Origin of the sequence: Bacillus sp. EE-W1, from assembly GCF_009760835.1 — a bacterium.
GTDB classification, from domain to species: Bacteria; Bacillota; Bacilli; order Bacillales; family Bacillaceae_G; genus Bacillus_A; species Bacillus_A wiedmannii.
In genome coordinates, this window is record NZ_WIPE01000064.1 from 188,121 (window position 1) to 203,145 (window position 15,025).

The following is a 15,025-nucleotide window of genomic DNA, read 5'->3' on the forward strand; positions in this document are numbered from 1 at the left end:
TTCTCTATAAAGTCATGTATAAATTCATTTTTCAGATTAAAATTTTAATAGTAATTTTCTTCACGATATTCATTTTTCCATAATTTCTTCTATTTCAACAGGTCCACTACATGTGCATTTTTTTCATCTAGCGGTCTGTTACCATTTTGGACTTTGCGTGTCATACATAATCAAGGCTATGAAATCATATTTAGTAACAATGGACAAAAAAGATTTGGAGGCTATATAGATGGATGAAAACTATGATAAACAGGGGCAATCTTTACTAGGGAATGACTTTAATGAAAATAGAGAACGTAATGAACAAGCTATACTTCACTCACAAACAGTTGGTTCACGTGGACCTATTCTAAAGCAAGATAGTGTACTTCACGAGACGCTACAAGAATTTATTCACGAAAAAATTTTAGAAAGACCTGTTCATGTAAAAGGATTTGGTGCGTTCGGTTATTTTCAAACGATCTATCCAATGTCTGAACATACTAAACTACGTTTTTTACAAAATTCTAATGCGAGAGTTCCTGTTATGGTGCGATTTTCATTAGCCGTTAGTACGAAAGGAACACCTGACACTTCTAGAAATGTACGCGGTTTTTCTACAAAGTTTTATACAGAAGAAGGCATTTTCGATCTTTTATGTAATCACATCCCTGTCTTTTCCGTTCGTGATCCGATGCGTTTCCCTGAAACGATTCAAGCGTTGTTACCTTCACCTATAAATAACTTAATAGACCCTAATAGATTTTGGAGCTTTGTCGCTAGAGCGCCTGAATCCATTCATTTCGTTGTTCATTTATATTCTGATGCTGGTACGGCCAAAAGTCTTCGCCACATCCCAGGACATAGTGTTAATACATATGTATGGAGAAATGCAGAAGGTAATCGAAAGTATGTAAAGTATCATTGGTACCCCTTTGAAGGTGTACAATACATTACTAGTGAGGAAGCGAATAAACTGGCTGCTGAAAACCCTGATTATAGCGGAAAAGATTTATATGATGCAATTGCAAATGGTAAACCAGTAGAATACGGTTTATATGTCCAGCTCATGGATCCGAAAGATGAAGCACATCTTTCTTATGACCCTTTAGATGATACAAAAGTATGGGATGAAAAGAAGTATCCTCTTATACCAGTAGGCAAAATGGTATTAAATAAAAATCCTGAAAATTATATGGAGCAAGTAGAAAAAGTCGCCTTCTCCCCTTCTAATTTACTAGACGGTGCAGAACTATCAGATGATAAAATGCTGCAAGGGCGTGCTAACATTTACAGTGATTCTCAAAGAAGAAGAATTGGTTCCGAATTTCGCAAATTGGCGATTAACAAACAGCAAAATTGGACGCCTGCTAATCAAATAACGAGCGGTGACGGAAGATACGTTGAAGGTAAACTTGAAAGAACTTCTATTACGAAACAGGATGACTTTACGCAGCCTACTGAATTTTATACGAAGTTAAAACCGATTGAAAAAGAACATCTTGCTAAAAACTTAGCTAGTGATTTGAAAGTTATATCCCCTGATATTAGGAAGATAGTTTTGGGGTATTTCAATCAAGTATCAACTGATTTGAAAACAAGCATTGAGACAAAAATGAAAGAGCATTAAGAAGATTAAAACATGCTTTACGAATGAGAATTCAAATCTATATTAATTATCTTCTTGTCAAAATCCAATGAAGTTATTTAATTTAAAAATATAAAGCCAATATATCCCTGTTCTATAATTAGAACAGGGATATATTGAAGTAGTTTAATGTTTAACATTAAATACTTTATTTAGCTAAAAAATGCAATAAGTAGCCTTTCAAAACAAACTATTTTACTTGTACCGTATAATTCCCTGTTCCACCACCATACTTATATACACTTAAGTAATATTTCCCTGGATTTGCATTATAATTTCCAAGCAATTTGTTTCCATCACGTTTTGTTGCATAAGCTACATAATTATTTAGATCTGATTCAGAATATAATACCCAGTTCAGTCCAAGATTTTGTTCGTTCGTAACAGAAATCTGTAAATCTTTTTGATCCTTTACATCAATAACAAATTTATCCCCCTGATCTTGATCGCTCAAGGTTCCTTTTAACAAAATATTCAAGGATAGTGGATTTGCTGTTTCAAATGAATTATTTGGTTCTTTTTCTACAGCCGTACCTTCTTCTGTATTTACTCCGCTAAACACAACATCATATTCATATTGTCCAGCATTATTTACACGGTAATTTACAAAATAAGCAGTCAATGTTTTATATCCAGTCCACTCTTTTCCTGAAAGGCGTTTCAACATATCATTTGTTGCTGCATTCATCACTTTCCAGTCCTCAGCTTCTCCTTTAGCCGCACTTCCTGTATATGTCCCCTGTAGTGTAAATGTATTAAAGAATTGTGATTTATTCTTTGTTACTTTCACATCTTTTAATTTCGCTTCATTCGTAATATCTGAAGTAACGTCCGAAAGCGATTTTGGATCATGCTGAGTTAAATACTCATCTGATACTTGTGGAATTGTATACTTATCGCGATTATCAATAAGCATTTGCATATAAGTTTGATATTCTTCATTTAACTTATTATCTTTGCTTAATGTAGCACGGTATGCATCGTAACTTGAAACATCATTTGCGCGAATTAAATCATGTACTTTATCGAACATTTCTGGGCGTTTATTATACATATATGATTGCAGTGCAAACGAATAATTATAAAAATCCCAAGTTCCATATTTCGCATTTAATGTTTGTGATGCTGTATAACGTTTTGCAGGATCATTAGATAACCCACCAATTATACTTTTTCGCGGTACTACACTATCTAATCGCGTTGCACCTGCAAAGAACTCTGCATTCCCTTCTTCAAACCATGTTAAACGTTCATTTTGATACATTTCTCCTTGTCCCCATAATCCCTGAACTTCGTACCTTCCTTGCAAGTAGTGCGTAAATTCATGGCGGAACAATTCTTCCAAACTATAAATACTTTGCTCTGGTGTACGTTCATATGTAAAGAAAGTCCCTGTCCCTTCAATATAAATCCCACCATTATTCGTTTCATATCCGTACAGTTGACGATTAAATTGATACTCATCTGGGCTATTATAAATAACCATCGTTAACACATCATCAGCATGTCCACTTTCAAGTGGTTTATCGCTACCAACTGTACGATAAAATTGAGAACGCACTTCTTTTGCCGCCCAGTATAGACGTTTAATTTTCTCTTCGCTAACTTTATCCCCAGCTTTAAAGACAATTGCTCCATCATCAAACGTATACGTTTTCGGTAAATATTTCTCTTTACCCTCTTCTCGAATTTGATCTAAATTTACAGTTTTTCCGTTCGCATCTATTCCTCCATAATTTGTAGTAATTTGTTCTGCCGCAACAAAGTATTGCTCTCCTAAATATGGATAAATTCGCATTGCATCTGTAACAACTTGTTGTCCTTTTGTCGGCGTGCTATGAAGCTTGCCCAATCGGCCAGCATAGTAAATTCCGTTATTTATTAACCATCCATTTTTATCTGATACAGTACCAATAAGTGCGAAACGACTTACTTCATTAATAAAGTTATCGATATTTCGATACCACATCGTATCTTTCAGCTCTTTTCCAGTCGTGTACATATCCGTCTGAATATCAAAGTCAATTCCCTTCATCAACTCATATATAGCGTCTCCTTTTGTTCGGTCTTCAATGAAAGTTGCAAGATTATCGTTATATTGTTTAAAAATTTCACCTGCATATAAAACCGTTTCAACATCTGCTGATGCATTTCCAATTAATTTTCCATATGATGCAATTACTTTATTTTGTTCTGATGTACCAAGTTTGAAATTTGGATTTTTTGCAATTGTTTTTAAAGCTGGTAAACATTTATCATGGTAGCTACGCTCATTTAGTTTGCTTAATTCATCATGGTAAAAGCCTAAATAAAATGCTGCACGTAGAGCTTCTACTAATGTTTCAATCCCTTTTGAATCATCTTTCGTATAAGCTTGTCCTTGTTCTGCTAATTTATTAATAATCGCTTGCATTCGGTTATCATCTTGATAGAATTTAAGACTATCACTATTAAACTGAAATAATTCCGGAATTTGATACCATTTAATTGTCACAAGAAGATCAGTTAATTGTTTGTTATTTAATTGATTTAACTCAGCCATCGAATACTTTTTTTCTTCAGCTAACGGTTTAATATTATCGGTTGGTGCTAGTGGACGCTGCGATAAATCCGCTAATTTTAACCGTTTTGTAAAAGATGTATTTTCTTGTACTTTTGAAGGGTGCGCCAATTCATCAACAGATTTCTGTATTCCTACCGGCTCCATTTGTAATACATTCTTCACATTTTTCTCTTTTGTCTCTGCTTGAATTTGCAAACCATTACATGTTATTGTCACTAGTCCAACACCAAGAATCCACTTAGAAATTTTCGAATATTTAACCATACCATTGCCCCCTATCGTTTTAAAAGAAAATTCTGAATTTTAAAATCAAAAAACACTTATTTGTATGTATTTACAGTTCGGCTATAAATACAACTATGATCAATAATGCAATAGTAGCTTGTTTTATACTATTACGAGTACAGATTCCTTACATACAATCTCCCTTCCTTACATTTAGTACAAGCAAAAACTGTGCCAATCATATTAATCATATTTCTTATGAATAGCCAACATTCTTTTATAAATACTGTAGAATAAAATATACATAGGTGGTTCGGCAATGTATAAATCATTTGACACAAAATCTAATGTTTATGAAGAACAAATTCATTGAATGTTATAAGTTCATTAACCAGTAAATAATTTTCAACTAACAACATTCCCAATTTTTAAATCCCTCAAAAAAGGTAAACAAACATATTCCATAAAGCTAATATGTTCGTTTACCTTTTTCTATTTCAAATCAACAGCAAATTATCGTTGAATAAAAATAGTATTAATAAGTATTTTGTTATTCATTTCTCTTTTTTAGATAATCTTTTTCACATTGTAACGGTTTGAATTTCACTTTTTTCCCTTTCTTCTTTTTCGTTTTTATAACGAGCCATTCCCCTTTTTCAACGTCTAGTTTAAGGCGTTTCATTACATTAATATTATCTTTTTCTTTATAAAGTAAAAATGCTTCTTGCGCCCTCACAAATAAGCTGGGCTGCTCGCTAAATCCACCACTATCATAAATTTTAGTTAGCGAATTATAATAAGAATCATTTTCCTTTCCACCATACATCAAATGGGCAGCCTCCAGATCTCTTTTACTTACTTTCCAAAAACTGTGTGCATCAATATTTAAATCAAACGTAGATTTAATGTCCCTCATAATGTTTTTCACATACTTCTCATCTCGAATTTTCCTTTTTTCAAGACAATCAGAAGATAACCTTGGTGCATCTGATTGGGAATGTACAACGTGTTGTATCGATACACACAAAATAAATACGCTTAAAATGTAAAATATTTTTTTCATATTTACATATCACCTCAAATGATTTATATACTATATCATTTGAGTCTTACAATATTCTTATGCTAACAATGTGAAAGGCCCTATAAATTGGACTTTTATAGAGCCTTTCATATTAACATTACTTTATTAAATTTACCGGTGAAGCCATTACCTTACTATTTTTCACATCATATAGTCCTATAGGCGTTACCCGTATAAAAGGCAAGTGCGTCGCAGAAAAGAATAAAATGGTAAATGCCGGATCGTCATACCTGTAGCCACGCTCTTGCAATAATTTCACCAACTGTTTCTCTTCCTGTATTAATTCACTCATTTTTAAATTAGACATAATCCCGAGCAATGGTAATGCGATTTCGTGTAATACTTCATTCTTTTCAGCTATTACCATTCCTCCGCCAATCTCTTTCACTCTATGAAAAGCTGTAAGCATATCTTCTTTATTCTTCCCAATAAGAATGATGTCACCGGTACCAGAATAAGAGCTAGCAAGACCACCTAGTTCTTTCGCAAAACCTTTCACAACTGTATTCACTCGCCACGTACCGTCACGAGCAATCATCATAAGAAAACACTCATCATGATCTAGAGAAAGTTCATCACAGTTTAAATCAATTTCACTCGTGTATGGTTTAGTTATAACGTTATTCAATAAATGTATACCCATTTTATGAGAAAAAATCATATCCTCTTTTTCTATGGACCAGTTTAATAATAATGGAGTTACTTTGAATTTACTCCAGTCTATTTGTAATGATTCATTTTTGTTTATTCCGTCACGCTTCACCCATTTCCCTTTTGCAATTACACTTATTGGAACCGGATTTTCTTTACTTTCCAAAATATTAATATTAGCTATTCTACCTGTCGCAATCGATCCATGTACATGTTCCATATTGTAATAACGAGCGATATTATAACTTGCCATATGATAAGCATCTATTATTGGCACTCCTTGTTTTATCGCGGTAGCTATCATTACGTTTGTCATTCCATTTTCATAAAACGAAGGATGTGAGCCGTCTGTAGTAAGAATAAATCTATCAAACTGCTTTACTCCTAGTTCCAGCAATTCTTTCAGTAACACTTCTAAATCTGGGCGTATTGAAGAATTTCTTAGGGAAACCGTGTAACCTTGCATAAGACGAGTGAAAGCTTCCTGCCCTGTCATCGCTTCATGATCACAATCTGTACCTAACAGTTTTAACTTTGCTAAAGTCGTTTCAGATGCTCCTGGAAAATGTCCTTCTACTTTTTTATGTAATCGTTTCGTTTCCTGCACCCAACGTAACATTTCATCATCGCCATGTAATAACTTTGGCCACGCTGTTAGTTCGCCGCCTTGAAGAACTGCTTTATGCTTAAGCCACTCTATTATTTCTTCACGATTAAATAAAGATTCCCCGTTTTGTAATTCAGTTTGTCCATCAAAACGACACCACCAATACATACTTGCAGGAATCTTTTCAAATTCATCTAATAAACGAAATGCTTCTTCACGTTGTAATGTGAAAAATAAAGTTAAATTATCATTAATAAAAGTCGTCGTCCCAAACTGCATCGCATAATTTGCTAACGTTTCTGGATTATATAATTGATATGGATGTGCATGCGGTTCTATGTAACTTGGAACTATATACTTTCCATCACAATCAATGACTTCGCATTCTTGTAGTTGCGCTGGTAGTTTTTCTCCTACATAAATAATGCGATCATCATAGATCCAAATATTTGCTTGTACCCACTCGCGCATATAGGAATTTAAATAAGTTGCATTCTTAAATAAAATGTGCGGACTTCTTTTGCCATCTATTACTTCAACATGTTCTCTTAATTGCTTGTTACTCCACCTGAAATACTTTTGTTCCACTGTATTCAACTCCAATGCTATATTAGTTAAGTTTAAAAATAATTAATTAACTAAACTATTTTCTATTCATGCCCCGCAATACGTACCCCTATTATATTTAATAATTATAAAAATAACAATTTTCAGAACTCTAATCTTTTTTATTGTTCACTACTTCTCCTTTTGAACATAAACATCTCTGTGCAGTTGTTTTACTGAAATCTTCGAAAGAATAACGACTATTTCGTAAAGTAAAAAACGTGTCGCCTTAATACGATGGCACGTTTTTTACTTTGCATTTTAAATTGTGATTAGTTCATACTATTTCGGAGCTGATTTATAAAGGTATGAGCTGCATTTGAAAACACTTGATTCTTTTTCCAAATAATATTTAAGTTTGCTTCTAATTTAGGCTGTAATGGTTTAAAGCAAAGCTTACTATTTCCTGACGTGTTAATTATTTTATCTATACATAATGCATACCCAATACCTTCTTCAACCATAAGCGCTGCATTATAAAGCAAATTATAGGTTGCGACGATGTTTAAGTTATCTATACTTTGTCCAAACCATCCTGTTAATTCATTACTAACAGTAGCTTGTCGTGAAATGAATAATGGTTTATTTATTAAATCCACTGGGCTAATAACTTGTTTATCCGATAAAGGACTATCTTTACACATTAATACACCCCAAGTGTCTTTAGCTGGCAATTGTGCATATTCATATTTTTGTTTATCAGTTGGCTCTATAACGACACCAAAATCTAATAATCCACTATCTAATTTACTCTTAATGTCATCAGCATTTCCGCTGTACAAATGAAATCGAATATTTGGATAGTCTTTTATTAATACTTTTAATGTTTTCGCAATAAGATGCATCGCTTCAGTTTCACCAGCACCAATGTAAACTTCCCCGCTTACCATTTCTTTTGAATCTTTTAAGTTTGCTTCCGTTTTATCTGCTAAATCAACAATCTCCTTTGCCTTTTTTAATAAGTATTTCCCCTCTTCTGTTAATGAGATTTTCCTATTTCCTCTTATAAATAAATCCGTTCCTAATTCCATTTCTAAATCTTTCAGTTGCCTTGATAATGTTGGCTGTGACAAATGTAATTGTTTTGCAGCTGCTGAAATACTTTCTTCATTTGCTACAGCAATAAAATAGCGTAACACTCGAATTTCCACGATAGTCTCCTTTTACATATAGCTAATAAGCATATGAATGTATTTAATATAGGTATTTGATATTGGAATCGTATCATTTTATGATTGTATTGAAAAGATTAGCGTTTTAGAGGGGAGTATAACAATGAATATGAAAGATTTTATAAATTTTTGTAAAACCGACAAGCCTATTTCAGGCGAGGATAAAGAATTACATGATCTACTAGTTCAATGTAGCTATGAAGCCCGGAAGATAACAATGAAATTAAATACATCTTATCATTCTAAAGAAGAGATTGTAGCAATATTTAGTGAATTAACAGGTAACAACATTGATCCATCTTTTATGTGTTTTCCACCGTTTCATACAGACTTCGGTAAAAATATTACAATTGGAAAAAACGTATTTTTTAACACTGGATGTTCTTTTCAAGATAGAGGCGGAATTCATATAGGAGACAATTGTATGATTGGTATGAATGTTACAATTGCCACACTTAATCACGGGCTAACTTTAGAAACAAGAAATACGACATACGCTTCCCCTGTTATAATTGGTGAAAATGTATGGATTGGTTCTAGCGCAACAATACTTCCTGGTGTTACAATTGGGAACAATTCAATTGTTGCTGCAGGTTCAGTTGTTACAAAAGATGTACCTGCAAACACCGTCGTTGCAGGGGTGCCGGCAAAAGGTGTGAAAGTCATTCATAGCAATTAAAAATATTCTAGATTTTTGAAATGCAAACAAGCTACTTGATTGAAATTTGCTTTACTGCTTATATATTTATGTTATCGCTCTTGTTAAGAATTTTATTTCTCCTGGTGGGAAGAGAATGTACCTATATATTTTTCTATACCGCAATAAAAAGACTTATAGAATGATTCTATAAGTCTTTTACTATAAGGAATTGACCTATACCCATCGATTAACAAATTCAAACACCAAAAGATTCGCGATGAATAAATTTCTAATAAATCACCATTCTCTCTAATCATCGAAAAGTTCACAATAGTTGAGCAGTTCCTTTTACTGCCTCGTAGCCAAAATATATTCCAAACAGAATTAAAACAATGCCTGCTACTATAGAAATCCATTTCATTACTGTATGATTAATAAATCTTCTACCAAAATGAATAGATGTAGCCATAAATATATCCCAAAGCATAATCCCAGCAAAAATGGCTGCACTATACCATAAAGCTTGTTCTTTTCCAATAGTATTCATAGCACTAGTTAGAACTGATCCATATATCCCTATCCAAAAAATAATATTTAATGGATTAGAAATTGCGATAGCAAACCCCGATAGAAAAGATTTTAAAGGATGTTCTTTTTCACCTGATGAAATATATTGAACTTGTTTAGTAGCTTCTTTCATACTTTCATAGCCCAAATAAATCATCGTTACAAAACCAAAAATCCAAATGCAAAGTTGAGCAACTGGAGTTGTTAAATAAGTCGAAATACCAAAGTAAATTAAAAACATCATTACAACATCTGCTGACATTGCCCCGACTCCTACTAACCATGCACTCAAAAAACCATTTTTTATTCCTTTATTTATTTGAGCAACATTAATCGGACCGACTGGTGCAGACAATGAAATCCCTAATAATATATAACTGAATATCATGCTAATCATTTTTCTTCAACCCCGTAATAGGACATCTCATTACACTTTCTTCATTTGTTTCTGGTAACATATATTGTTTCCATTCAAAGGTTTCTTTTATTCCGTAATCCCCTATATCTGGATGCATTGGAATATCATCATATGCTAACAAACGTTTTCTAATCACTTTCCGCACTTGTTTCCCTTGTTTTGTATCACCTGTAATATCATCCAAAGTACCTCGAGGTTGTAACGTAATTTCAAGGCCGGTTCCTGTATGTCTACTTTTTCTCTCAGAATATATTGGAGCCCTACAAACGACAAATATAGGTTCACCACCAAAACAAAATTCCCATTTAGCGTTATAAGGATCTATTGGTATTTCTGCATTCCATGGCTCCGGATCATTTCTCATTAAAAATTGTAATACATTCCAAAATTGTTTTTTGTATTCTTCAGCCAGTAATTGTTTATTAGATGGTTTAAAAAATATTACTAAAGTAGTTCTCTTTGCAATTTGTTGATATGTTTTAATATATTCATAAATCCCATCTCTTAGTTTGAACAATTCATTTTCATCATAAGCCGATTCTGAAAATATATATCTAGACCAACCATGTTTCTCAGAATCCACTGCAAAATAACACGGAAATGGTTTAGATTGATCTAAAATGCTATCGTGAAAATTATTGAAAGATACAGTTTTCCACTCATCTAAAATCCCTTTATTTTGTTCTTCAATTATTCTCTTTTGATCGTATAAATACATTTTTGTAGTTGGCATTACTAAAAGCCCCCCTAATATATTTATGATTTTTTCTCATATAGTAAAATATTATTCTCAACAATATTTAAAATTTCATTTATACTTTTTGTAGGTATTTCAATTGTTATCTCAGGTATACCGGGAGATAATAAAAATTTATTATAGTTATAAATTTTTCGATCTATAATAAGTGTGATTTCATCTGAATAGCCAAATGGAGATACGCATCCTGGAACACAAGAAGTTTTTTCTATTAACTCCTCGGCTGAACAAATAGAAATCCTTTTTCCAACCAACTCTTTCATAAGTTTTGAATCTAATTTTTCTCCTTCAACAGTTACAAATATGTAATAGTTATTTGATTTATCTTTTAAAAATAAACTTTTACTGGGTACACCTTCTAATTTAAACCTTTCTCTAATTTTTCTATCTGTTTCATAATCTAATATTGGTTCATGTGTATATTGTTTATACGATATAGCCGCTTCTTCTAACAGTTCTACTACTTGTTTATACATATTTATCCTCCCTTTGATTTCATTACACAATTTGAAAAGATAGCCTTTTCTATTGCTGTTCCCGCTCCCTATTCTTTTTCACAATATATTCAATTATAGTTTAAAACATAATTTAAATTGTAATAAAATACATATTTGTAATAAAAATGGAATAAATATATAAAACCTATATTAATCATTAATTTCATAATAGTCAATCATTTAGACACGAATCATAATTATCTATTTTTGTATACTTAATTCTATTTGTTATTAATTCATACATATTGTTTCTTTTGAAAAAGGACTTGTATATGTGTTCTATTTTTCATCTTCCAAAAATGTTTTGTTTTATCCTTCGGAAATCCGTCAACATTAATACGCTTTAAGATATTAATTCATACGATAAAAGTACATTATTATGTAAATTAAGGAAATACATTCGAATATTTTTCAACAAAAATCAGAATTTACTTATTATTAACTCTAAAATCTAGAACTACTTACCTTTGTATGTTCCAATATTTTAAAAATGTAAAAGTCACTATAAATAAGAAATATCAAATAAATATAATAGATTTATAGTAAAATAATAAAATTCAAATACATCATTACTTTTCTTGTAACAGCACATAAAAACCCCGAATCATGGGAAGTAAATTGCTCATGATTCGGGGGTTTTTTAAGACTATATTTTAATAACAATTAAATCACATACAAGTGCTTATATACCTCTATAGTAGAACTCTTTTCATCTATTATTTCTTAAATTCAATTTGCATCATTTTATTAAACTGCGTACCAATATCAATCACACCTAAAGAATTAGTACTGACAGCTAATGTATGTTTGCCACCCATTACTCCACCAGCAAAAGTAGTAAACCCAGGAATTCCCCCTGTATGCCCCCAAACTGAAGCACCGTTTGGAAGTTTAGTTTCATAAATTCCAAGACCATATCCATGACCAATGTCTTCTCTTTCTGTAGGAACTGTTGTCATCATTTCTTTTAGCTGAGTTTCCTTTAGTAACTTACCACCGAGTAAAGATGAAAAGAACTTATTTAAATCGTCTGCATCTGAAATCATATCTCCCGCTGCATTAGCTAAACTCGGATTATAATACGTCATGTCTTTCAATTCACTTGTTTCGTCAATTTTCATATACCCTCGAGCATGATTCTTTCCTGGGATGACTGGTGAATTACCTGGTAAAAACGTATTTGCCAAATCCAAAGGTTCAATAATTCGTTTTTCAATTTCTTCCGCATAACTATTACCAGTTATTTTTTCAATAAGCATTCCTAGCATTACGTATCCTGTGTTTGAATACGACCAACCTTTACCTGGCGAAAAATCTGGGGGTAGAGCAAGTCCTAACTTTACTATTTCTTCTGCTGTATACGTTTTTTTCGAATCCATAATATCAGCGTCTTTTGACTTTAAATAATTAGCTATACCACTCGTATGATTCAAAAGTTGACGTATCGTAATTTGATTGCCATCATAACCATTTCCTTGAATGAGGCCGGGCAGCCACTTTTCAATCGAATCGTCAAGCTGCACACGATTTTCTCCTACTAATTGAAGAACAGTCGTAGCAGTAAAAGTTTTCGTCACACTACCAATCCGAAAGCGATAGTCCGATTTCATCGATTTCTTTGTACTTAAATCCGCGACGCCAGCATTATAACTACTAATTTTCCCGTTATTATACGTCTTAGCTAATACCCCTGGCGCTCCAATTTGGATTGTTTCCTGCATAACTCGTTTCCAACCATTCCGATTCTTTTGATCATGTGCTTCTGACGAATTAGAAATATTTTGAGTAGACTCTGCTTTCACAGTAAAACTTGGTGTCAATAAAGTAGTACCTGCTAATAAAACTGCCAAACTCGCTAACTTAATGGAAGAACATTTTTTCATAAGGCTTTCTCTCCTCTATTCATATCGTATTGATTCAAGCTATACTTTCATCCTAAATGATAAAACTCTCTTTTTTCTTATCCATTCCTTACGAAATACTTACTTTCAAAATTAGACGACCAGATGGGAAAAAGTAATGTATGAGAATAAAAAAAGAACGTGTTCTCTATTTATGAAAACTCGTTCTTTTACATATTTAAAACCCTATATCAACTTTTTAGTTCATTCACTTTTACCATCCTGCACTAGCGTTCATGCCATTTCTGATAATAGTAAGAAGTAATGGCCATAGTACTGGTGCTAACATAAGAAATAGATTAAGCAGTATAAGTATTCTATATCTCCCAGGAATATTATAATTTTTACGATTAACAAATAATAGAAAAACTAATAATATTATGGTCGTTACAAACAAAAGTAACACTAACAACCAATACCAAACCATTAAACTGAGACTCCATGGCTGTAAAAGCTCGTGTACAATACCAAAGGTGATTCCCAATACTGCAAAACTAAAGGTAGTAACCGCTGCGTTGATAAACAATTTGCTCGATTTTTTATCGTATGTATACTTACAATATAAATCTATTAACGTGTATAAAGATAAAAATGCCATTAATACACCTACCCAAGACAATAACCAGTCTCCGCCTCCTCTAACTAACATAAATAGAAACCAACACATCCCTGCTGCAGAAAAACTAAAGGAAAGGATTATGTTTTTCAATACCGGTTTCATTCTCTTTTCACACCCTTACAAAAATTTAAACATAAATAATAATTTTTTATTTACATACTACTCGTAATTGTTTCATCTCTTTTTCATTCTATATTGATGAAGCGAAGATAACCTCACAAAAAATTCAACGAGCAATACTCTACTAAGGTAACCTTTCTCCATTGGTATCGATATAAAAAAGTAAGTATACATTACCATACAATTAAATATAAGTAAATAAAATTAACTGTAAATTAATTTTATTTACTTATATTAACGTCACCCTTTCCCGTCCCGCTCTATCCATCGTACAGTCTTCTCTACATCTAACTCCGTATACGTCTTTTCTCCATAACGGACAGGCTCATATATCGGAATAATATCCCTCGTTCTACAAATTCTCGTTAACCATTGTTGCATCGTTTCATAAGACCTTCGCTGTTCATGAAATGGTAAAGTTCTTTCCCATTCCACTAACGTTTTTCTTATCTTATCTTTAGGTAACGGCTGTTCAAACTGCTGCTTCACTTTCTTGTTCTTTTCGGTTCTATCCGTATTTTCTTTTGTTATCGATTGTTTATCCTGTTCTATTTCTGAATTCGTTACCTTTTTCCTCATTAATTTATAAAAAGCATATAGAATCACCACTGCAATAATTACATAAAAAACGACACTAATCCATGAATTTGAAAGAACAGAAAACACATCAGTCCATGAATTTTTCCGTACAAAAAGTGGAATTTTCCTATCTATTTTTGTTCTTGTATCTACAACTCCTGTTTCTTCATCTATAATTCTTTCAGGTTCATCAAACTGTGCGTCTACAGTAGTAAAATCATAATTTCTTTCCGATATTGTCTCCGTCTTACTTAAAAAAAGTCCTTTTACTATGTCTTGTACATGCACAACACCTTGTGATAATGTTATCGCACTAACCGTAAAGAAAAGTAGTATGAATAATTTAACACTCCAAATCTTCACTTTCATATGTCGCCCTTTATTAGCCATGA

At 32.5% G+C, this 15,025-nt stretch carries 12 protein-coding genes; 2 read left to right on the forward strand and 10 right to left on the reverse strand.

All coding sequences use genetic code 11. The features are described from left to right. The first annotated feature begins 229 nt into the window (after window positions 1-229). Window positions 230-1,609 (forward strand): catalase, encoded by a 1,380-nt coding sequence (locus GFJ36_RS15720; RefSeq protein WP_098082656.1) that lies wholly within the window; start codon window positions 230-232, stop codon window positions 1,607-1,609. Window positions 1,610-1,817: 208 nt separating this feature from the next. Here GFJ36_RS15720 and colA read toward each other — a convergent pair whose 3' ends face one another. From colA to GFJ36_RS15740, 4 genes are all read right to left on the reverse strand, one after another. Then, on the reverse strand, window positions 1,818-4,454 hold the full coding sequence (colA, locus tag GFJ36_RS15725; RefSeq protein WP_157349676.1) for a collagenase ColA: 2,637 nt from the start codon (window positions 4,452-4,454) through the stop codon (window positions 1,818-1,820). Window positions 4,455-4,965: 511 nt separating this feature from the next. Then, complete coding sequence (locus GFJ36_RS15730) at window positions 4,966-5,478, reverse strand: hypothetical protein (protein WP_087984613.1); 513 nt, start codon at window positions 5,476-5,478, stop codon at window positions 4,966-4,968. A 118-nt stretch (window positions 5,479-5,596) separates the two neighbouring features. Beyond that, window positions 5,597-7,345 (reverse strand): adenine deaminase C-terminal domain-containing protein, encoded by a 1,749-nt coding sequence (locus GFJ36_RS15735; RefSeq protein WP_087984612.1) that lies wholly within the window; start codon window positions 7,343-7,345, stop codon window positions 5,597-5,599. Between the two features lie 290 nt (window positions 7,346-7,635). Next, window positions 7,636-8,514: a LysR family transcriptional regulator gene (locus GFJ36_RS15740; RefSeq protein WP_087984611.1), complete on the reverse strand. Its 879-nt coding sequence runs from the start codon at window positions 8,512-8,514 to the stop codon at window positions 7,636-7,638. Between the two features lie 124 nt (window positions 8,515-8,638). On the opposite strand from GFJ36_RS15740, the gene GFJ36_RS15745 reads away from it, so the two are divergent. Next, window positions 8,639-9,214: a sugar O-acetyltransferase gene (locus GFJ36_RS15745; protein WP_087984610.1), complete on the forward strand. Its 576-nt coding sequence runs from the start codon at window positions 8,639-8,641 to the stop codon at window positions 9,212-9,214. Window positions 9,215-9,500: 286 nt separating this feature from the next. Here GFJ36_RS15745 and GFJ36_RS15750 read toward each other — a convergent pair whose 3' ends face one another. The 6 genes from GFJ36_RS15750 to GFJ36_RS15775 all read right to left on the reverse strand — a co-directional run bounded on the left by GFJ36_RS15750 (window position 9,501) and on the right by GFJ36_RS15775 (window position 15,023). Continuing rightward, a complete protein-coding gene (locus GFJ36_RS15750) occupies window positions 9,501-10,139 on the reverse strand; it encodes a LysE family translocator (protein WP_000624898.1) in 639 nt (212 codons plus the stop codon). Next, complete coding sequence (locus GFJ36_RS15755) at window positions 10,132-10,893, reverse strand: YqcI/YcgG family protein (RefSeq protein WP_087984609.1); 762 nt, start codon at window positions 10,891-10,893, stop codon at window positions 10,132-10,134. Before GFJ36_RS15755 ends, GFJ36_RS15750 begins: the two co-directional genes overlap by 8 nt. Before the next feature lie 23 nt (window positions 10,894-10,916). Beyond that, window positions 10,917-11,393, reverse strand: coding sequence for a YbaK/EbsC family protein (locus GFJ36_RS15760; RefSeq protein WP_087984608.1), 477 nt, complete (start codon window positions 11,391-11,393; stop codon window positions 10,917-10,919). A gap of 737 nt (window positions 11,394-12,130) precedes the next feature. Continuing rightward, window positions 12,131-13,297, reverse strand: coding sequence for a serine hydrolase domain-containing protein (locus GFJ36_RS15765; protein ID WP_098230646.1), 1,167 nt, complete (start codon window positions 13,295-13,297; stop codon window positions 12,131-12,133). A 232-nt stretch (window positions 13,298-13,529) separates the two neighbouring features. Next, the gene (locus GFJ36_RS15770) at window positions 13,530-14,036 is read right to left on the reverse strand and encodes a DUF3902 family protein (protein WP_097890246.1); all 507 of its coding nucleotides are present in this window, start codon (window positions 14,034-14,036) and stop codon (window positions 13,530-13,532) included. A gap of 258 nt (window positions 14,037-14,294) precedes the next feature. Beyond that, window positions 14,295-15,023, reverse strand: coding sequence for a hypothetical protein (locus tag GFJ36_RS15775; protein WP_098230647.1), 729 nt, complete (start codon window positions 15,021-15,023; stop codon window positions 14,295-14,297). Window positions 15,024-15,025 lie beyond the last annotated feature (2 nt).